An 18,945-nucleotide genomic window follows, 5' to 3' on the forward strand; every position below is an offset into this window, starting at 1 on the left:
CGCCCGATGCTCTCAGATACGAGCTTGTCAGATGACAGGCGGTCGGCCCAGTCGGGTCAGGCGCCATACCGTACGCCACTTCATGGGGCGGCGTGCACCACACGGAGTCTTCCAGCCTTCCCGGAACCCGCCCAACCAGGCACGGAGGGCGGTCTTCGAGGGTCGCCGGGCCAAGGTGAGCAGCAGCCAGACGCCGAGATAGACGGGGATGAGCGGGATGGGGAGATTGCGCCGCGCCAGCCAGACCCGGTTGCGGGCAACCATGCGGTGGTAGACGGCGTGCCTGCTCGGCGCGGTGGCCGGGTGGTGCAGCACCATGTCCGACCGGTAATCGATCATCCAGCCCGCGTTCAGGGCGCGCCAGGCGAGATCGGTCTCCTCATGGGCGTAGAAGAAGTCGTCCGGCAACCCGCCGACCTGCGCGAAGACCTTCGTACGGACCGCGTTGGCACCGCCGAGGAAGGTGGTCACCCGCGAGGACCGCATGGGGTCGGCCGCGCGCAGCCGGGGCACATGACGGCGCTGTGTGGTGCCGGTCTCCGGGTCGGCGATACGGAAGGAGATGATGCCGAGCTCGGGGTCGGCGGCGAAGGCCTGACGGCACAGCTCGGCGGTGTCCGTATGGGGCAGCAGACCGTCGTCGTCGAGGAAGAGCAGCACGTCGACCTCGGTGCCGCCGGGGCCGAACGCCTCGATGCCGACATTGCGGCCCGCCGGGATGCCCACGTTCTCCGGGAGCTCGACGGTGCGCACCCCGTCCGGGAGCTCGGGCAGCGGTGAGCCGTTGCCCACGACGACCACCTCGATCCGGTCGCCGTCCTGCTTGGCGACCGAATCGAGCAGCGCACGCAGCTCGTCGGGGCGGTTGCCCATCGTCAGGACGACCGCGCCGACCGTGAGTGGTGTGTCCGTCATCACTTCAGCCTGCTCGACGCGAGGATGGACACCAGGTGAAGCAGAGTTTGCAGCAGGGCGATGCCCGCGAGTACGGCGACGCCGAGCCGGGAGAAGAACAGGTCGCCCCGGATCGAGTCCAGCACCGCCAGGAACAGGATCAGCAGGGACGCCTCGATCCCGAGCACCAGCCGGTGGAACTTGAGCGCCGCGGCGGCCTTGCGGGCCAACGCCATACCGGAGGAGCGCGGCTCGGACGCCGCCTCCTTGACCGGCGGCAGCCCGCCCTGATGGCGGGCGACGCCGACGAGGTCGGTCTCGGCCTTGATCAGGATCGCACCGAGGGCGGCCAGGGTGCCGAGGAAGGCCCAGAGCCAGTCGATCCGCCCGCTGCCCCACAGATCGGCGGCGCGCAGACCGAAGCCGACCAGCACCGCGGCGTCGGTCAGATAGGCGCCGACCCGGTCCAGGTAGACCCCGCCGAGGGAGAACTGCTGCCTCCAGCGCGCGATCTCGCCGTCGACGCAGTCCAGCAGCAGGTAGAGCTGGACCGCGACCACACCGAGCACGGCGCCCGGGATCCCCGGCACCAGGAGTGCCGGGGCCGCGAGCACGCCGCAGACGGTCATCAGGTATGTGAGCTGGTTGGGCGTGACCCTGGTGTTGACCAGATGGCGGTCGACCCGCAGGGAGACCTCGCGCATGTAGAGGCGTCCCATCCAGTGCTCACCGCTCCGCCGGTCCTTCACCCCCGCGGGGTGGACGACCGGGCGGAGTTCAGCCACCGATGGTTTGACTGACTGCTTTGGCATAGTCGGCGTATGCGTCCCTGATCGCGTCGGAGGAGAGGTCAAGGTGCTCGAGGATCGTGTAGCGCCCGGGGCGGGTCTGCGGCGCGTACTCCACCGCCTTGACGAACTCGTCCTCGCTGAATCCGATTTCGTTCGGCAGGACGGGCAGACCGTGCCGCCGCAGTACGTCGACCATCAGCGCGGACTCCTCGGGCGCGCCCCGCAGATGCATCGCGAAGGCGGCGCCGAGGCCGACCTGCTCACCGTGGAGCGCGGAGCGCTTGGGGTAGAGCAGGTCGAAGGCGTGGCTGATCTCATGGCAGGCGCCGGAGGACGGCCGGGTGTGACCGGCGATCGACATGGCGATACCGGACAGCACCAGGCCCTCGGACAGCACGGTCAGGAAGTCGTCGTCGCCGCAGCCGCCCGGGTGGCGGAGCACCGACTCCCCCGCCGTACGGGCCATGGCCGCCGCGAGGCCGTCGATCGGCTCGCCGGTCTCGCGGTGCGACAGCTCCCAGTCCGCGATCGCGGAGATGTTGGAGACGGCGTCGCCGACGCCGGAGCGGACGAAGCGCACCGGGGCGTCGCGGATCACATCGAGGTCGATGACCAGCGCGATCGGGGTCGGCACACCGTATGAGCCGCGGCCCGCGTCGTTGTCCAGGATCGACACCGGCGAGCAGATGCCGTCGTGCGACAGGTTGGTCGCGACGGCGACCATCGGCAGGCCGATACGCGCGGCGGCGTACTTGGCGGCGTCGATGATCTTCCCGCCGCCCAGGCCGACGACCGCGTCGTAATGCCCGGACTTCATGGCGTCGGCCAGCTGGATGGCGCCGTCGATGGTGCCGTCGGTCAGCTCGAACCAGTCGGCGCCCGGCAGCACCGGGGCCAGCCGGTCACGCAGGGCGGCGCCGGAGCCGCCGCTGATCGCGACCGCCAGCTTGCCGGAGGCCGAGATGCGCTGGTCGGCCAGCAGGCCCGCCAAGTCGTCCAGGGCTCCGGCGTTGATGTCGACGGAGACGGGAGACGGGATGAGGCGGGTCAGTACTGGCATGCGATCTCACGGCCCTTCGCGAGGTCGTCGTGGTTGTCGATCTCGACCCACTTGATGTCGCCGATCGGGGCCACGTCGACCTTGAAGCCGCGGTTGACCAGCTCCTGGTAGCCGTCCTCGTAGTAGAGGTCGGGGTCGCGCTCGAAGGTGGTCTTGAGCGCGTCCGCCAGCTCCGCGGCGGCCTCGCCCTCGATGAGGGTGACGCCGATGTACTCGCCGGTCGCCTCGGCCGGGTCCATGAGCTTGGTGATCTTCTGGACGCCCTTCTCGGGGTCCACGATGACCTTCATCTCCTCGTCGGCGAGCTTCTTGACCGTGTCGAGGGCGAGGATGATCTTCTGGCCGTTGCCCCGGGCGGCGAGCAGGGTCTTCTCGACGGAGACCGGGTGCACGGTGTCGCCGTTGGCCAGGATCACGGTGTGCTGGATCGCGTCACGGGCGCACCACAGGGAGTAGGCGTTGTTCCACTCCTCGGCCTTGTCGTTGTCGATGAGGGTGAGCTTGAGGCCGTACTTCGCCTCCAGCGCCTCCTTGCGCTCGTACACGGCCTCCTTGCGGTAACCGACCACGATCGCGACCTCGGTCAGGCCCACCTCCGCGAAGTTGCCGAGGGTCAGGTCGAGGACGGTCGTATCGCCGTCGACAGGCACCAGGGCCTTGGGAAGGGTGTCGGTGTAAGGGCGCAGACGCCGTCCGGCGCCGGCCGCCAGCACGAGGCCGATCATGCGGGTTCTCCTGTTTCGTCGTGTACAGCGGGTGCTCCGGAGGACACCCAGAAGCGGATGCTCTCGCTGAGCACGGCCAGCGCGAGGGCCGCCGCGAGGGCGGTCAGCGCGATGGTGAAGCCTTGGTTCTGCTCGTACAGCAGGGCGGCGGCGACAGTGACCGCCAGGGTCCGCCCCTCGTGCCCGCCGATCGCCCGCACCAGCCAGTGCGGGGGCGCGCCGGTACCGCCCCTGATGCGGTACACCGTGTCGTAGTGATGGTAGGCGACCGCCGACACCAGCCCGAAAGCGGCGGGCAATGCTCCGTTCACCCCCGAGTCGGCTGCCAGGACCAGGATGGTGCCGTATTCCGCGGCGCGGAAGACCGGCGGCACAAGCCAGTCGAGCGGACCCTTGAGCGGACGGGCCACAGCCAGTCCCGAGGTGAGCGCGTAGCCCGCGGCCGCGACGACCGCCCAGGGGCTGCCGAGGGACGTGAGCGCCGCCACGGCGACCAGGGCGGCCGCCCCGAACAGGGCGAGAGCGGGAGCGGCGAAGGCCGGGAGCCGGCGCGCCACACCGCGGAAGGCCGCGGCGAAGCCCTGGGCGAGCGGGCCGGAGTCGGCGAGGTCCGCGAGAGCGAGCGCCGCGCGGTCCGTACGCCGCGCCTTGCGGGTCAGCGACCGCAGCACCCGGCCGGCGGTGGTGTAGCAGGCGGCCAGCGCGCAGCCGATGAGCAGCACATAGAAGGTGATACGGGGCGTGGTGCACGCGGTCAGCACCGCGATCAGCGCCCAGCGCTCGCCGATCGGCAGCACGATCATCCGGCGCAGCCAGACCGTCCAGCCGACGCCGTCGAGGCGGTTGGAGAGGGCGGCGGTGGGGCTGCTGTTGCCGGTGGCGTCGTGATTCGCCTCGTTGAAGGAGAAGTCGACGACGTGGCGGCAGGTCTGCAGCACCATCGCGCCGAGCGCGAGCGCCCACACATCGTCTCCGCCGCCCCCGCCGCGCGCCGCGCCCAGCGCGAGCCCCGCGTAGTACGCGTACTCCTTGGCCCGGTCGAACGTCGCGTCCAGCCAGGCGCCCAGCGTGGAGTACTGGAGGGAGTAGCGGGCGAGCTGGCCGTCGGTGCAGTCCAGGACGAAGGAGCCGATCAGCAGCAGCCCGGCCGCGATGAACCCGGGGCGGGTGCCGGTGGCCGCGCAGCCCGCCGCGATCAGGGCGGTCAGCAGGGAGGCGGTGGTGACCTGGTTGGGGGTGAGCCCGCGGCGGGCGCACCACCGGGCGATGTAGCGCGAGTACGGGCTGATGCAGAAGGTGGTGAAGAAGCCGTCGCGCGCCTTGACGGCGCTGCGCAGCCGCACCTGCTCGTCGTCCACCGCCCGGGTACGGGCCTGCGCCTCCGCACGCCCCGCCGCGTCCTCGGGCACATCGGCGACGAGCACCCCCAGCTCGGGCCGGTGCACGGCGATGTCCTCGGCGCCCAGGGCGTCGGCGAGGGCGTCGGGCAGCACGGCGGAGCCGTCCGGGGCCGACAGGTGGACCTCCGGCCCGGGAGTCGCGGTGGCGCCGGCCACGGCGAGGGCGCCGCGCTCGGGCGCCGCCGCCCCCGGCGCGTGCGCCGTCAGCGCGCGGGTGAGCGCCGCGCGGGCGTCCGGCTGGGCGGTGAGGGCGCCGTGGACCGCGGCGGCCGGGAAGCGCGGATCGGTCAGGGCCAGGCGCAGTGCGTGGACGTGGCCGACGAAGCGCGGGTCGACCAGCGCCACCCGCTCACGCGCCGGGGTGGCCGCGAGCTCCCTCGCGACCCCGGCGGCGTCGGCTGCCGTGCGCACGTCGAACCCCAGCGACCGCAGGTCGTCCTCAAGGGACGAGCCCGCGACCGCGGGACCGGTGAGAATGGCGGTCGACAGACGAACTCACTCCTTGGCAGCTGGCACGGTGGCCGCGCCGGACAGGGATACCGGCCCAGGGCCGCCGTCCGGACAGCGGGCGTCGCACGCCCCGGGCCCCGCATGGGGCGGGCGGCACGTCGGCAGAGGCTATCGGATAGAAGGAAGCGTCCGTTCACCGCACATTCATCACCCGCTCGGGGGAACGACGGCTTCCGCTGCCGCGATCATCATGGTGGATGGCAGCGCTCCGGGACAAACCGCGCCCGCGCCGGCTGTGGATAGGGTGCGGTCATGACGTGGCTGATCACAGGTGGTGCCGGATATATCGGGGCGCATGTCGTACGGGTCATGGCGGAGGCCGGGGAGCGGGTCGCCGTGCTCGACGATCTGTCCAGCGGTGTCGCCGATCGGCTGCCGCAGGGCGTCCCTTTGGTACAGGGCTCCACGCTCGACCGTGATCTGCTGGACCGCACCTTCGCCGACCTGGACGTGACCGGGGTGGTGCATCTGGCGGCGAAGAAGCAGGTCGGGGAGTCCGTCGAGCAGCCACTGCGCTACTACCGGGAGAATGTGCACGGTCTGACGGTGCTGCTGGAGGCGGTGGTCGCGGCCGGGATCGGCAGCTTCCTCTTCTCCTCCTCCGCCGCCGTCTACGGGATGCCGGATGTGGAACTCGTCACCGAGGACACGCCCTGCCGGCCGATGAACCCGTACGGAGAGACCAAGCTGGCCGGAGAGTGGCTGGTCAGAGCCACGGGCGCGGCTCATTCGATCTCCACGGCCTGTCTGCGCTACTTCAATGTGGCGGGCGCCGCACGCCCTGAGCTGGCCGACACCGGAGTGTTCAACATCATCCCGATGATGTTCGAGCGGATCACCCGGGGTGAGGCTCCCCGGATCTTCGGCGACGACTATCCGACGCCCGACGGCTCCTGCATCCGTGACTACATTCACGTCGAGGACCTGGCCTCCGCCCATCTCGCCGCGGCCCGCCGACTGGCGGAGCGGCCGGGCGGGGGCGATCTGACCGTGAACATCGGCACCGGTCAGGGCGTCTCGGTACGCGAGATGGCACAGCTGATCGGCGAGGTCACCGGCCGCCCGGAGCTCACCCCGGTGGTCGAGGCGCGCCGCGCGGGCGATCCGGCCCGGGTCGTCGGGGCGACCGAGCTGATCGCCAAGGAGCTGGGCTGGAGCGCCCGGCACGGGGTGGCGGCGATGGTGCGCTCGGCCTGGGAGGGCTGGTGTCTGCACCACCCCGAGGCCGTCCGGCGGTAGCGCCGCGCCGAGGCCCTGCGGCGGTAGGGAGCGCGACGCCGCGGGGCCCGCTAGGGCCTGTCGTCAAAGGCGGCGTCCGGCCGCGAGCGGCGTCTGGCGCAGGGGGCACCTCCCAGCGGTAGCTGGGGGAGGATCGCAAGGCGGAGCATCGTCCTCGTACTGGGCGTACTCGGACGGTGCGACAACGCAGCGAGGCGCCGTGCCAGGCGTCGGGAGCAGGGCGCCCCCTTTGACGACAGGCCCTAGGACGGCCTCAGACCCGGCGCGGCTGACCGCGGCTCGGGGCACCGCCGTAGTTCACTGGGCCGTAAGGCAGCTGGCGCGCCCGGGCAGTGGCGGCGCGCGGGAGGAGGCCGTACATGGGCGCGGGCCACGACCACGGCGGCGGACTCGGCACGGCGGGCGCCGCACACCAGTGGCGGCTGCGCGCCGCCCTCGGCATCACGCTCACGGTGACGGCCGTGGAGGTGGTCGGCGGGGTGCTCGCCGGTTCGCTCGCGCTGCTCGCGGACGCCGGCCACATGATGACGGACGCCCTCGGGCTCGCCATGGCGCTGCTGGCGATCCACTTCGCGAACCGCCCGCCGAGCCCGCGCCGCACCTACGGCTACGCACGGGCCGAGATCCTGGCCGCGCTGGCCAACTGTCTGCTGCTGCTCGGCGTCGGCGGCTACATCCTGTACGAGGCGGTGGCCCGGTTCATCACCCCGCCCACCAGCCACGGCGGGCTGACGATCCTGTTCGGCGCCATCGGCCTGGCCGCGAACGCGGTGTCACTGGCGCTGCTCAGGGGCGGGCAGCGGGAGAGCCTGAACGTCCGCGGGGCGTTCCTGGAGGTGCTGGCGGACGCGCTGGGCTCGGTCGCGGTCCTCGTATCGGCCGGGATCATCGTGACCACGGGCTGGCAGACGGCGGATCCGATCGCTTCCCTGCTGATCGGCCTCATGATCGTGCCGCGGACGTTCCGGCTGCTGCGGGACACGCTGAACGTCCTGCTGGAGGCGGCGCCGCGGGATGTGGACATGGATCAGGTACGGGCCCACATTCTCGCCCTTCCCGGCGTCGAGGGGCTGCATGATCTGCATGTATGGACCATCACCTCGGGCATGCCGGTACTCTCCGCACACGTGGTGGTCAGCAGGCGGGCGCTGGACGCGGTCGGCCATGAGCGGATGCTGCACGACCTGCAGGGCTGTCTGGGGGAGCACTTCGACGTGGCCCACTGCACGTTCCAGCTGGAGCCAGGCGGACATGCTGAGCACGAAGCCAAACTTTGCCACTGACTCATGGCACTGGTGCGGCAGACTTGAGGGTTCCGACGGACGATGAGGATGGTCAATGCCAATTACACCTGCCAACGGCCGCACCACCGACTCCGCCAGGCCCTCCGCACCGGGCGCGCCGACGGGTTCGACGGAGCCGATCATGCTGGAGCTGGTCGACGAGGACGGCAGGACCATCGGCACCGCGGAGAAACTCTCCGCCCATCTCGCCCCCGGCCGACTGCATCGGGCCTTTTCCGTCTTTCTCTTCGACGACGAGGGGCGGCTGCTGCTCCAGCGCCGGGCCCTGGGCAAGTACCACTCCCCCGGCGTCTGGTCGAACACCTGCTGCGGCCACCCCTACCCCGGCGAACCGCCCTTCGTGGCCGCGGCCCGGCGTACGGGTGAGGAGCTGGGGGTGGCGCCCGCGCTGCTGCGCGAGGCGGGCACGGTGCGCTACAACCACCCGGATCCGGTGTCGGGCCTGGTGGAGCAGGAGTACAACCACCTGTTCGCGGGGCTGGTGCGAACCGAGCCGCACCCGGATCCGCAGGAGATCGACGAGACCGCCTTCGTCACCCCCGAGGAGCTGACCCGGCTGCTCGCGCACAATCCCTTCTCGGCCTGGTTCATGACCGTGCTTGACGCGGCCCGGCCGGTGATCCGGGAGGTCACCGGAGCGGCGGCAGGCTGGTAGCGGTCAGCCGGGCGTGGGCGGCCGCGAGCGGCAGTGCGGCCCAGACCACCTTGCCGCCGCCGGCCGTGTGCTGGACGTCGTAGATCCCGCCCTCCTCCTCGGCGATCGTCTGCACCAGTAACAGCCCGCGCCCGCCGGTCCGGCCCTGGTCGGCCATCAGCGCCTTGGGCCGGTAGGGGTGGTTGTCCTCGACCGCGACCCGCACCCAGTCCGGGCCGATGGACACCTCGACGGCGATCTCCGGGGAGAGCAGCGCCGCATGCCGTACGGCGTTGGTGACCAGCTCGGAGACGATCAGCAGCAGGTTCTGTACGAGGTCGGCAGGGGCGGGCACCCGCTGATGGGCCAGCAGATCGCGCACCGCGTGCCGGGCCTGCGGGACGGAGGTGTCGAGCGCGGGGGCGGTGAAGCGCCAGACGCCCTCGTAGGCGAACGGCCCGCGGGGCGTGGCCGCCCCCGGTTCAGGAGGGACGCTCCCGACGATCTCCATGTCCGATCCCCACCCATCGCCACAGCCCGAACAGTCGTCATCGAGTGTTGGGAACGTGTTGGTACGGACCGGCTGACTGAGCGCAAGTCGCTCTCTATCGACGGCTTTTGACCGCGTGCGTATGCCAGCGTCACTCGCTCGACTGTTCCTGCCCGGCTTGCTTACGGCGATGCCGACAGTCGCTTGAGGGTGCCGGATAGCATCCGCGACATGGAGCCCTGCCTGCAGCACGCCGTCGCCGACGGCATAGCGACCGTCGTGATCCACCACCCCGCCAAGCGCAACGCACTTACCCCTGGCATGTGGCGCGCGCTGCCCCCGCTGCTGGAGCGGCTGGCCGCGGACCCGGCGGTACGGGCGCTGGTGCTCACCGGAGCGGGCGACACCTTCAGCGCGGGCGCGGACATCGGCTCGCTCGGCACGACGTACGAGGAGACGACGGCGCTGGCGCTGCCCGCCGAGGAGGCCCTGGCCGGCTTCCCCAAGCCGACGCTCGCCGCGGTGCGCGGCTCCTGTGTGGGCGGCGGCTGCCAACTGGCCGTCGCCTGCGATCTGCGGTTCGCGGAGCAGGGCTCCCGCTTCGGGATCACCGCGGCCCGGCTGGGGGTGGTCTACGCGCCCTCGTCCACCCGGCGGCTGGTGGACCTGGTCGGCCCGGCGACCGCCAAGTATCTGCTGCTCTCCGGCGAGCTGATCGGCACCGAGCGGGCGCTGCGGACGGGACTGGTGGACGAGGTGCTGCCGCCGGGCGGGCTGGACGAACGGGTGGCGGAGTTCACCCGGGTGCTGCTGTCCCGGTCCGCGCTCAGCCAGGCGGCGGTCAAGGAGTTCACCGCCGGGCCGGTCGATCCTGCGCGCCTGGAGTACTGGCGGGACCAGCTGAGCGTCAGCGGCGAGCTCGGCGAGGGCGTCACCGCCTTCCTCGAACGGCGCGCACCGCGCTTCGGCTGGACGCCCCCGGCACCGGCCGACGCCCCGGTGTGATCCCTGGTCTTGTGCGAGCGCGGCGTCCCGAGGGCCGGACACCCCTTATACCCATAAGTAACATGCGGGCATGACCTCACTTCCCGAGCGTGCCGGGCGGCGCTGCCACACCGTCGTCAACCCCTTCCACTCGACCGTCTACTTCCAGCCCGACTACGGGCGGGAGCTCGAGCGGCTGGGGGTCGAGGACCGGGGCGCCGACTACTTCGTCAGCCGGGCGGCGGCGTTCGGCCGCGTCGGCGCCGGAACCGTCACCGCGACCTTCTTCAACTTCAAGCACGACCTGGTCGCCCGTCATCTGCCCGCCGCCTGGGACATGATCTCCCCCGAGGACGCGCTGGCGGCCCGGCTGCGCGCCGCCGACAGCGTGCTGCGGCGGCTGCTCGGCGACGACGCGGTGGCCTCGAAGGAGATGGCCGAGGCCGCGGAGCTGGCGCTGCGCGCGACGGAGGCGTGTTCCCGCGCCGCCCGCCCCCTGTACGCCGCGCACGCCGACCTCCCCGTCCCCGACGCCCCGCATCTGGCCTACTGGCACGCCGCCACGCTGCTGCGCGAGCACCGCGGCGACGGCCATCTGATGACGATCCTGGGCGCCGGGCTCGACCCGGTGGAGGCGCTGGCCAGCCATACGGCGAGCGGCAGGGGCATGTCCCCGAAGTGGATCCTGCGGTCGCGGGGCTGGTCGGCCGAGGAGTGGGCGGCCGCGCAGGAACGGCTTCGGGAGCGCGGACTGCTGGCCGCCGACGGGGAGTTGACGCCGGCGGGCACGGAGCTGCGCAAGGCCCTGGAGGACGAGACGGACCGGCTGGACCGGGCCCCGTACGAGCACCTGGGGGCGGCGGGCGTGGCGCGGCTGACGGAGCTGGCGGAGTCCTTCACCGGCGCCGTGATCGCGGCGGGCGGGTTCCCCGCGGACCTCATAGGCAAGCGCTGAGCGGAGGGGTTTGCCAGGGGCGCGGTGGGTACCCGGGCGCCGTGCGCGATCGGCCGCCTCTCCAGGGCGCCCAACCGCGCGCCGCGCACGCCGGCGAGTGCCCGTGTCCCGCGTTGCGTACGGCGCCCGGTGACGGCCGCCGGTCATGCCGGTCCGAAGACCGACCGATAGGAGGTCCTCGTGTTCCGTGCGATCGCTGATGTGCTTCGCGCCATCGGATCGACACTCGCCGCCGTGGTGACACTTCCCTTCCGCGCCCTCGCCCGCCTCTTCGGCGGGGCCTCGCGGGCGGGCTCCAGCCGCCACAGGCACGTCTGAAATCACCCGCCCCGGCGCCGCAACGCGCCGGTCGCGCCTGCCTCTGTCAGTGCCACCTGCCACAATGCAGATCGCAGCGCAGACAGGAAAGCGGAGCGTGATCGTGACGACGTCCATCGAAGGCAGGATCGCCGAGGAGCTCGGCGTACGGGAGCGGCAGGTGAGGGCCGCCGTCGAGCTGCTCGACGGCGGCTCGACCGTGCCCTTCATCGCGCGCTACCGCAAGGAAGCGACCGAAATGCTCGACGATGCGCAGCTGCGCACCCTCGAGGAGCGGCTGCGCTATCTGCGGGAGCTGGAGGAGCGGCGGGCCGCGATCCTGGAATCGGTCAAGTCCCAGGGCAAGCTGGATGAGGCCCTGGAGGCCCAGATCCTGGCCGCGGACTCCAAGGCCCGGCTGGAGGACATCTACCTCCCCTTCAAGCCCAAGCGCCGTACGAAGGCGCAGATCGCGCGGGAGGCCGGGCTCGAGCCGCTGGCCGAGGGGCTGCTCGACGACCCGTCCGTGGAGCCGCTGGCCGCCGCGGCCGCCTTCGTCGACGCGGAGAAGGGGGTCGCGGACCCCGCCGCCGCGCTGGAGGGCGCGCGGGCCATCCTCACCGAGCGGTTCAGCGAGGACGCGGACCTCATCGGCGAGCTGCGCGAGCGGATGTGGACGCGCGGGCGGGTGGCCACCAAGGTGCGGGAGGGCAAGGAGGAGGCGGGCGCGAAGTTCGCCGACTACTTCGACTTCGCGGAGCCGTTCACGGAGCTGCCCTCCCACCGGGTGCTGGCGATGTTCCGCGGCGAGAAGGAGGAGATCCTCGAGCTCGCCCTGGAGCCGGAGGAGCCCTCCGAGGAGGCGGGCCCCACCTCGTACGAGCGCAGCATCGCGCACCGCTTCGGCATCGCCGACCGGGGCCGCCCGGCCGACAAGTGGCTGGCCGACACGGTGCGCTGGGCCTGGCGCACCCGGGTCCTGGTGCACCTCGGCATCGATCTGCGGCTGCGGCTGCGGCAGGCCGCCGAGGACGAGGCGGTGCGCGTCTTCGCCGCCAATCTTCGCGACCTCCTCCTGGCCGCCCCGGCCGGCACCCGCGCCACGATGGGCCTGGACCCCGGCTTCCGTACGGGGGTGAAGGTGGCCGTGGTCGACGCGACCGGCAAGGTGGCCGCGACCGACACGATCTACCCGCACGTCCCGCAGAACAAGTGGGACGAGTCGCTTGCCAAGCTGGCGCGGCTGGCGCGCGAGCACGACGTCGAGCTGATCGCGATCGGCAACGGCACGGCGTCCCGCGAGACCGACAAGCTCGCGGGCGAGCTGTGCGGCAAGCACCCCGAGCTGAAGCTCACCAAGGTGATGGTCTCCGAGGCCGGCGCCTCGGTGTACTCCGCCTCGGCCTTCGCCTCCCAGGAGCTGCCGGAGCTGGATGTCTCGCTGCGCGGCGCGGTGTCCATCGCGCGGCGGCTGCAGGACCCGCTCGCCGAGCTGGTCAAGATCGACCCCAAGTCGATCGGTGTCGGCCAGTACCAGCACGATCTGTCCGAGGTGAAGCTCTCCCGCTCGCTGGACGCGGTCGTCGAGGACTGTGTGAACGGCGTCGGGGTCGATGTCAACACCGCCTCCGCCCCGCTGCTCAGCCGGGTCTCGGGCATCGGCGGCGGGCTCGCGGAGAACATCGTGGCCCACCGCGACGCGAATGGCCCCTTCCGCAGCCGCAAGGCGCTCAAGGACGTGGCCCGGCTCGGCCCCAAGGCGTATGAGCAGTGCGCGGGCTTCCTGCGCATCCGCGGCGGCGACGACCCGCTGGACGCCTCCAGCGTGCACCCGGAGGCGTATCCGGTGGTGCGCTCCATGGCCTCCTCGGCGGGTGACGACGTGACCTCGCTGATCGGCAACACGGCCGTGCTGCGCAAGCTCAGGCCCGAGCAGTTCGTGGACGACACCTTCGGTCTGCCCACGGTCACCGACATCCTCAAGGAGCTGGAGAAGCCCGGCCGCGACCCGCGGCCCGCGTTCAAGACCGCGACCTTCAAGGAGGGCGTGGAGAAGATCGGCGACCTGGCCGCCGGGATGATCCTGGAGGGCGTCGTCACCAATGTGGCCGCGTTCGGCGCGTTCGTCGACATCGGTGTGCACCAGGACGGTCTGGTGCACGTCTCCGCGATGTCCAAGACGTTCGTCAAGGATCCGCGCGATGTGGTCAAGCCCGGGGACATCGTGCGGGTGAAGGTCCTGGACGTGGACATCCCGCGCAAGCGGATCTCGCTGACGCTGCGGCTGGACGACGAGGCGGGCGCGGGGTCGGGCGGCGGCCGGGACCGCAACCGGGACCGCTCCGCCCAGGACACCCGCGGCCGCCGCGGCGCCCCTCAGCAGCGCCAGGGCGGCGGCGGCCGAGGACAGCGTGGCGGAGGATCCGGCGGCCGCGACGCGGCCCCGGCCAACGGGGCGATGGCGGACGCGCTGCGGCGTGCGGGGCTGCTGGACCCCAAGCGGGGGTCGCGCCCCCCGGTGTTGGGGGGCGTTGCGGGCCGTGTGCGGCGGCGCCCGGGGGCGCGGCGGCACAGGGCCGGTCCGTCAGAGTTCGGTGACTCCGTCAGAGTTCGGTGACGCGGCCGCCTTCGACCTGGAGGCGGCGGGTGGTGTGCACCGCGTCGAGCATCCGGCGGTCGTGGGTGACCAGCAGGAGCGTGCCGGTGTAGGAGGCCAGCGCGGACTCCAGTTGCTCGATGGCGGGCAGGTCCAGGTGGTTGGTGGGCTCGTCCAGGACGAGCAGGTTGACGCCGCGGGCCTGGAGCAGGGCGAGCGCCGCGCGGGTTCGTTCACCCGGGGACAGAGTGGCCGCGGACCGCAGCACATGCTCGGCCTTGAGGCCGAACTTGGCCAGCAGCGTGCGCACCTCCGCCGCCGGCAGCTCCGGCACGGCCGCGCCGAAGGCGTCCAGCAGCGATTCGCCGCCGAAGAACAGGGCGCGCGCCTGGTCGATCTCGCCGACCACCACGCCAGGACCGAGCGCCGCCGCGCCCGCGTCCAGCGGAAGGCGCCCGAGGAGCGCGGCCAACAGCGTGGACTTGCCCGAGCCGTTCGCTCCGGTGACCGCGACCCGGTCCGCCCAGTCGATCTGGAGGTCGACGGGGCCGAAGTGGAACTCGCCCCGCCGCACCTGGGCGCCGCGCAGGGTCGCCACCACCGCGCCCGAGCGCGGCGCGGCGGCGATCTCCATCCGCAGCTCCCACTCCTTGCGCGGCTCCTCGACCACCTCGAGCCGTTCGATCATCCGGTCGGTCTGGCGCGCCTTGGCGGCCTGCTTCTCGGTGGACTCGACCCGGGCGTTCCGCCCGAGCTTGTCACCGTCGGTGGCCTTTCGGCGTGCGTTCTTGACGCCCTTCTCCATCCAGGCGCGCTGGGTGCGGGCCCGGGCCTCCAGTCCGGCGCGGGTGTCCGCGTACTCCTCGTAGCGCTCGCGGGCGTGGCGGCGGGCGGTCTCGCGCTCCTCCAGATAGGCGGCGTAGCCACCGCCGTAGAGGTTCACCTGCTGCTGGGCGAGGTCGAGTTCGAGGACCTTGTCGACCGTACGGGCAAGGAACTCGCGGTCGTGGCTGACCAGCACCGTGCCGGCGCGCAACCCCTGGACGAAGCTCTCCAGGCGGCGCAGCCCGTCCAGGTCCAAGTCGTTGGTCGGCTCGTCCAGCAGGAACACGTCATAGCGGCTGAGCAGCAGCGAGGCGAGCCCGGCGCGCGCCGCCTGGCCGCCCGACAGGGCGGTCATCGGCCGGTCCAGGGAGATGTCGAGCCCCAGCGAGGCCGCGACCTCGTCGGCGCGCTCGTCCAGGTCGGCTGCGCCGAGCCCGAGCCAGCGCTCCAGGGCAGTGGCGTAGGTGTCGTCGGCGCCGGGCGCCCCCTCGACCAGCGCCTGGGTGGCGTCGTCCAGCGCGGCCTGGGCGGCGGCCACGCCCGTACGCCGGGCCAGGAAGTCCCGTACGGTCTCGGCCGGGCGCCGCTCGGGCTCCTGCGGCAGATGGCCCACGGTGGCATGCGGCGGGCTGAGCCGCACGGCCCCGTGCTCGGGGTCGGCCAGCCCGGCCAGCAGCCGCAGCAGGGTCGACTTCCCGGCGCCGTTGGCGCCGACGAGACCGATCACCTCGCCGGGCGCCACGACCAGGTCGAGGCCGGAGAACAGGGTGCGGTCGCCGTGGCCCGCGGCGAGGTCCTTGGCGACGAGAGTGGCAGTCATCAGAGCGCCGATCCTAACCGGAGCGGTGCGCTCGCCGCCGCGCCGTTTCCGTCAGCGGCCCACCGGGGCCACCAGAACGGTGCTGGAGGTGCGGGCGACCACGAAGGCGTCCCCCCGTACGACCCGCGCGTCCAGGAGGATGCGATGGACGCCCGGCTCAAGCCGGCCGTCGAACAGATCGTGGGTGCGGGGGCGGCCGAGCCGGTCGAGGCGGTGGGCGACGAGGCGCACCCGGCACCGGGCGACGACCTCCAGCACCGCCTCGCCGCCCGCGGCCCTGAGCCCGGCCAGCCGCCGCTGCTCCTGGGGGGAGCGGTCCAGGGCCTGTTCGATCCGGGCGACGAGGAGGGGGACGATCGGGGCTGATTCGGCCACGAAGACCGCGCCTGCGCCCGCCGCCGCGAACGCGTCGCGCACGGCGGCGCGCTCCTCGGGGCCGACCGTCCGGCCGAAGGCCACGACGCCGTATCCGCGCAGCTCGTCGGCGTGGGCGGCCGCCGCGTCCCGGGAGATCTCGGCGCCGATGCCGATGGTGCGCAGCGCCGCGGCGAGCTTGGCGAGGAAGGCGGCGCGCTGCCCCACGAGCAGCACCCGGCGCCCCGCCGGGGCCTCGAGGGCGAGCAGCCGCTCCAACTCGGCGCGGTACTGCCCGCCGTGGAAGCGGTACGGGCCGAGGTCGGGGTAGATGTCCGGGGTGTCGTCGGTCTGCCAGGCGAAGTCGCGCCAGACGACGTCCGGTCCGTCGCGCTCGATGACCGCCGTGACCACACCGCACTCAAGGCCGACGCATTCGGGGCAGCCATAGAGGACGCGGCGGCCTGCGGGCAGCGGCGCCTCGGTCTCCAGCAGCAGACCGCGCACCTGGGCGGTGAAGATGGTGGGGCCGAGGTCGGCGGCGAGCGGTGAGACCGCGTCGAGGTCGGCCAGGCGCGACAGCAGCGGTCTGCCGTCGACGATGAAGTCCAGGAAGTCGCGGTGTATCTGGTACGCGCCCTTGGACAGCACGCCGCCGGCGCGCATCGCCGGCGCGAGGCCGAAAGTCGCGTACTCGGAGGTCATGGCCCAAGTATTCCCATATCGGGCACCGTCACCGCGCAGCACGCTCCGGCGATACCGCACCTCAGGGGCGTAACCTCCGGGCATGACGAGCGATGCGATAGTCGTCGGCGCCGGGGTCATCGGCCTGACAAGTGCCATCGTGCTGGCCGAGAGCGGCCGGCGGGTAGCGGTGTGGAGCCGGGACCCGATCGGGGACACCACCTCGGCGGTGGCGGGCGGGCTGTGGTGGCCGTACCGCGTCGAGCCGGAGGAGAAGGTGGGCGCCTGGTCCCTGCGTACCCTCGGCGTACTCGCCGAACTGGCCGCCAGGCCCGAGGAGACCGGCGTCCGGATGGTCGACGGGACGCTGGCGGGCACCGGCCTCGGGGACCTCGGCCCCTGGGCCGCCGAGGTGCCGGGGCTGCGCCCGGCGCGCCGCGAGGAGCTGCCGGAGGGCTGGAGCCACGGTCTGCGGGCCCGGGTCCCGGTGGTCGACATGCCGACATATCTCGGGTATCTGCGGCGACGTCTTGAGGCGGCGGGCGGCACCGTCGAGCGGCGCGCCGTGGCCACGTTGGCCGAGGCCGCGCGGGAGGCGCCGCTCGTCGTCAACTGCACCGGTCTCGGCGCCCGCGATCTGGTGCCGGACGCCGAGGTGCGCCCGGTGCAGGGCCAGTTGGTGCTGGTGGAGAACCCGGGCGTCGACGAGTGGTTCGTGGCCGCCGACCCGGGCTCGGCGGCCACCCTGTACGTGCTGCCCCAGCCGTACGGGGTGATCCTCGGCGGCACCGCCCGGGAGGACGTCTGGGATCCGATGCCCGACCCGGCGACGGCCGAGGCCATCGTGGCCCGCTGCGCCCGCGTCCATCCCCGGCTGGCGGACGCGCGCGTCATCGGGCACCGGGTGGGGCTGCGCCCGGCCCGGTCGCGGGTGCGTCTTGAGGCGGACACCGCGGCGGACGGTGTCCGACTCTCCCGGCTCCTGCACAACTACGGACACGGCGGGGCGGGCGTCACCGTCGCCTGGGGCTGTGCGGAGGAAGCGGCCGAACTGGTCAGCAGCCGTTGACCGGCTGCCCCTCGGTCAGGTGGTAGGTGGCGCGGCCGTCGAGGAGCAGCGGCACCAGCGCGCGCAGCGACTGGCGCAGCGGTACGAAGGCGCCGTCCGCGCCGCCGCGCCGGGGGCGCACCGTGACGCCGTGCAGCGCGAGTTCGTCCTTCACCTGCGCGTACTGTCCGGCGTCGAGCAGATAGCCGCACGGCGGGTCGGCGAGGGTTTCCTCCGGGCCCGCCGGGTCGTTGTCGCCGCCGCCGAGGTAGACCGGGCCGCGGTCGGCGTAGCCGGTCAGCCGGGCGCGGGTGGTGGCGGCCTCGATACGCCCGCGCCGCTCGCCGGTGAAGGCGAAGGCGCCGTCGAGCGCGGCGAGTTGGGAGCCCACCCGGCGGCGGTTGTTGACCGCGGGGTCGGCCTTCTCGGCGTCGGTGAGCGGGTCGACGCGCGTCTCGACGAGCAGGCCGACGGAGTGCTTGACCCCGGCGGTGTTGCGCAGGATCCGCTCCTGGCCGTCGCCCGCGACCTGTTTGATGGGATCACCGGTTTCCGGGTCGGTCCAGATGCCGTAGACGCCGGTGCCGAAGCCCGCCTGCTCGGCGTGCGGCCGAACGTAGGAGTCGGAGAGCGTACGCGCCTCCTGGTGCACGGGGTCCGCGGTGTTGAGGTTGCGCGGCCACAGCGCCAGCAGGTCCTTCATGTAGTACGGAACGGTGGCCCCGTACTCGTGGAGGTCGTAGACGGTGTCGGGCCGCCAGTCGCGGAGGACGGCGGCCGTCGCGCGGGACTCCGCGGTCTTGAGGGCGATGTGGTCGCGGTTGATGTCGACGCCCTCGGAGTTCTCGCGGGTGTCGGCGGCGCGGCCGTCGGGGTTGGCGGTCGGGATGACGAGGACGTTGGTGCGCTCCAGGAAGCGCTTGGTCCGGGCGTCCTTGGCGTAGGCGAGGTCGCGGACGGTGGACAGGCAGGCCTCGCGGCCGGACGGCTCGTCGCCGTGCTGTGAGCAGATGAGCAGCAGCGTATTGGCGTTCGCGGTACGGGCCGGGGCGGCGGGCGCGCCGATCCGCACCAGGCGCAGCGGGCGGCCCTGCGCGGTGGTGCCGATGCGGTCGACGGCGACGCGCGCGCTCGCGGCGTCGACCGCGGCGAGGAAGCGCTCCTCCTCCGGCTCGGTGGTCCAGCGCGCGCCGTCGCTGGTCTCGAAGCCGGTGCGGGGCTTCGAGGTTCCGGCGTGGGCGGGCGCGGCGAGCAACGATGTGGTCAGCAGCGCGACGGCGCCGGCCGCCGCGGCGCGGAGCAGGGGGATGCGGGAGATCGCGGATGTCACGGAGT

General features: G+C 72.6%; 17 protein-coding genes. 8 read left to right on the forward strand and 9 right to left on the reverse strand.

What is annotated here, in order from left to right; all coding sequences use genetic code 11:
* Positions 1-27 precede the first annotated feature (27 nt).
* From ACFV2X_RS20525 to ACFV2X_RS20545, 5 genes are read right to left on the reverse strand one after another with little or no spacing between them, the layout of a single operon-like run.
* Complete coding sequence (locus ACFV2X_RS20525) at positions 28-915, reverse strand: glycosyltransferase family 2 protein (RefSeq protein ID WP_385618237.1); 888 nt, start codon at positions 913-915, stop codon at positions 28-30.
* A complete protein-coding gene (locus tag ACFV2X_RS20530; RefSeq protein WP_385618240.1) occupies positions 915-1,706 on the reverse strand; it encodes a CDP-alcohol phosphatidyltransferase family protein in 792 nt (263 codons plus the stop codon). The genes ACFV2X_RS20525 and ACFV2X_RS20530 overlap by 1 nt, the downstream gene beginning before the upstream one ends.
* Complete coding sequence (locus tag ACFV2X_RS20535) at positions 1,672-2,745, reverse strand: iron-containing alcohol dehydrogenase family protein (RefSeq protein ID WP_385618243.1); 1,074 nt, start codon at positions 2,743-2,745, stop codon at positions 1,672-1,674. Before ACFV2X_RS20535 ends, ACFV2X_RS20530 begins: the two co-directional genes overlap by 35 nt.
* A complete protein-coding gene (locus tag ACFV2X_RS20540; protein WP_014175217.1) occupies positions 2,733-3,470 on the reverse strand; it encodes a sugar phosphate nucleotidyltransferase in 738 nt (245 codons plus the stop codon). The genes ACFV2X_RS20535 and ACFV2X_RS20540 overlap by 13 nt, the downstream gene beginning before the upstream one ends.
* On the reverse strand, positions 3,467-5,359 hold the full coding sequence (locus ACFV2X_RS20545) for a DUF5941 domain-containing protein (RefSeq protein WP_385618527.1): 1,893 nt from the start codon (positions 5,357-5,359) through the stop codon (positions 3,467-3,469). Before ACFV2X_RS20545 ends, ACFV2X_RS20540 begins: the two co-directional genes overlap by 4 nt.
* A gap of 273 nt (positions 5,360-5,632) precedes the next feature.
* Between ACFV2X_RS20545 and galE the strand changes: the two genes are divergently transcribed.
* From galE to idi, 3 genes are all read left to right on the forward strand, one after another.
* Positions 5,633-6,619: a UDP-glucose 4-epimerase GalE gene (gene galE / locus ACFV2X_RS20550; protein ID WP_385618246.1), complete on the forward strand. Its 987-nt coding sequence runs from the start codon at positions 5,633-5,635 to the stop codon at positions 6,617-6,619.
* Positions 6,620-6,978: 359 nt separating this feature from the next.
* Positions 6,979-7,902 (forward strand): cation diffusion facilitator family transporter, encoded by a 924-nt coding sequence (locus ACFV2X_RS20555; RefSeq protein ID WP_385618249.1) that lies wholly within the window; start codon positions 6,979-6,981, stop codon positions 7,900-7,902.
* 55 nt (positions 7,903-7,957) lie between these two features.
* Complete coding sequence (gene idi, locus ACFV2X_RS20560; protein ID WP_385618252.1) at positions 7,958-8,578, forward strand: isopentenyl-diphosphate Delta-isomerase; 621 nt, start codon at positions 7,958-7,960, stop codon at positions 8,576-8,578.
* On the opposite strand, the gene ACFV2X_RS20565 is transcribed toward idi, so the two are convergent.
* Complete coding sequence (locus tag ACFV2X_RS20565) at positions 8,553-9,068, reverse strand: ATP-binding protein (RefSeq protein WP_385618254.1); 516 nt, start codon at positions 9,066-9,068, stop codon at positions 8,553-8,555. The genes idi and ACFV2X_RS20565 overlap by 26 nt on opposite strands.
* Positions 9,069-9,278: 210 nt before the next feature.
* Between ACFV2X_RS20565 and ACFV2X_RS20570 the strand changes: the two genes are divergently transcribed.
* From ACFV2X_RS20570 to ACFV2X_RS20585, 4 genes are all read left to right on the forward strand, one after another.
* Positions 9,279-10,052: an enoyl-CoA hydratase/isomerase family protein gene (locus ACFV2X_RS20570; RefSeq protein ID WP_385618256.1), complete on the forward strand. Its 774-nt coding sequence runs from the start codon at positions 9,279-9,281 to the stop codon at positions 10,050-10,052.
* Between the two features lie 70 nt (positions 10,053-10,122).
* Entirely contained in the window at positions 10,123-10,986 is an 864-nt protein-coding gene (locus ACFV2X_RS20575; RefSeq protein WP_385618258.1) for a hypothetical protein, read from the forward strand.
* Positions 10,987-11,166: 180 nt separating this feature from the next.
* Positions 11,167-11,304 (forward strand): LPFR motif small protein, encoded by a 138-nt coding sequence (locus tag ACFV2X_RS20580; RefSeq protein ID WP_179285251.1) that lies wholly within the window; start codon positions 11,167-11,169, stop codon positions 11,302-11,304.
* 103 nt (positions 11,305-11,407) lie between these two features.
* Positions 11,408-13,900, forward strand: a complete 2,493-nt coding sequence (locus ACFV2X_RS20585; RefSeq protein ID WP_385618260.1) for a Tex family protein — start codon at positions 11,408-11,410, stop codon at positions 13,898-13,900.
* Here the strand turns inward: ACFV2X_RS20585 and ACFV2X_RS20590 are convergent.
* Together ACFV2X_RS20590 and ACFV2X_RS20595 are read right to left on the reverse strand one after the other, a co-directional pair.
* Complete coding sequence (locus tag ACFV2X_RS20590) at positions 13,887-15,524, reverse strand: ABC-F family ATP-binding cassette domain-containing protein (protein WP_385618262.1); 1,638 nt, start codon at positions 15,522-15,524, stop codon at positions 13,887-13,889. The genes ACFV2X_RS20585 and ACFV2X_RS20590 overlap by 14 nt on opposite strands.
* Positions 15,525-15,575: 51 nt before the next feature.
* Complete coding sequence (locus ACFV2X_RS20595; protein WP_385618265.1) at positions 15,576-16,583, reverse strand: oxidoreductase; 1,008 nt, start codon at positions 16,581-16,583, stop codon at positions 15,576-15,578.
* Positions 16,584-16,665: 82 nt separating this feature from the next.
* Here ACFV2X_RS20595 and ACFV2X_RS20600 point away from each other — a divergent pair, with 82 nt between their 5' ends.
* Complete coding sequence (locus tag ACFV2X_RS20600; protein ID WP_385618268.1) at positions 16,666-17,631, forward strand: FAD-dependent oxidoreductase; 966 nt, start codon at positions 16,666-16,668, stop codon at positions 17,629-17,631.
* Here the strand turns inward: ACFV2X_RS20600 and ACFV2X_RS20605 are convergent.
* A complete protein-coding gene (locus tag ACFV2X_RS20605; RefSeq protein ID WP_385618269.1) occupies positions 17,618-18,940 on the reverse strand; it encodes a M14 family metallopeptidase in 1,323 nt (440 codons plus the stop codon). The two genes, ACFV2X_RS20600 and ACFV2X_RS20605, sit on opposite strands and share 14 nt — an antisense overlap.
* Positions 18,941-18,945 lie beyond the last annotated feature (5 nt).

This window comes from Streptomyces sp. NPDC059679 (assembly GCF_042734105.1).
Classification (GTDB): Bacteria; Actinomycetota; Actinomycetes; order Streptomycetales; family Streptomycetaceae; genus Streptomyces.

Coding starts and splice junctions, on each gene's coding strand:
- ACFV2X_RS20590 (WP_385618262.1), bottom strand. CDS start 15,524: ATGACTGCCACTCTCGTCGCCAAGGACCTCGCCGCGGGCCACGGCGAC.
- ACFV2X_RS20525 (WP_385618237.1), bottom strand. CDS start 915: ATGACGGACACACCACTCACGGTCGGCGCGGTCGTCCTGACGATGGGC.
- ACFV2X_RS20600 (WP_385618268.1), top strand. CDS start 16,666: ATGACGAGCGATGCGATAGTCGTCGGCGCCGGGGTCATCGGCCTGACA.
- ACFV2X_RS20540 (WP_014175217.1), bottom strand. CDS start 3,470: ATGATCGGCCTCGTGCTGGCGGCCGGCGCCGGACGGCGTCTGCGCCCT.
- idi (WP_385618252.1), top strand. CDS start 7,958: ATGCCAATTACACCTGCCAACGGCCGCACCACCGACTCCGCCAGGCCC.
- ACFV2X_RS20555 (WP_385618249.1), top strand. CDS start 6,979: ATGGGCGCGGGCCACGACCACGGCGGCGGACTCGGCACGGCGGGCGCC.
- ACFV2X_RS20575 (WP_385618258.1), top strand. CDS start 10,123: ATGACCTCACTTCCCGAGCGTGCCGGGCGGCGCTGCCACACCGTCGTC.
- ACFV2X_RS20570 (WP_385618256.1), top strand. CDS start 9,279: ATGGAGCCCTGCCTGCAGCACGCCGTCGCCGACGGCATAGCGACCGTC.
- galE (WP_385618246.1), top strand. CDS start 5,633: ATGACGTGGCTGATCACAGGTGGTGCCGGATATATCGGGGCGCATGTC.
- ACFV2X_RS20565 (WP_385618254.1), bottom strand. CDS start 9,068: ATGGAGATCGTCGGGAGCGTCCCTCCTGAACCGGGGGCGGCCACGCCC.
- ACFV2X_RS20530 (WP_385618240.1), bottom strand. CDS start 1,706: ATGCCAAAGCAGTCAGTCAAACCATCGGTGGCTGAACTCCGCCCGGTC.
- ACFV2X_RS20595 (WP_385618265.1), bottom strand. CDS start 16,583: ATGACCTCCGAGTACGCGACTTTCGGCCTCGCGCCGGCGATGCGCGCC.
- ACFV2X_RS20535 (WP_385618243.1), bottom strand. CDS start 2,745: ATGCCAGTACTGACCCGCCTCATCCCGTCTCCCGTCTCCGTCGACATC.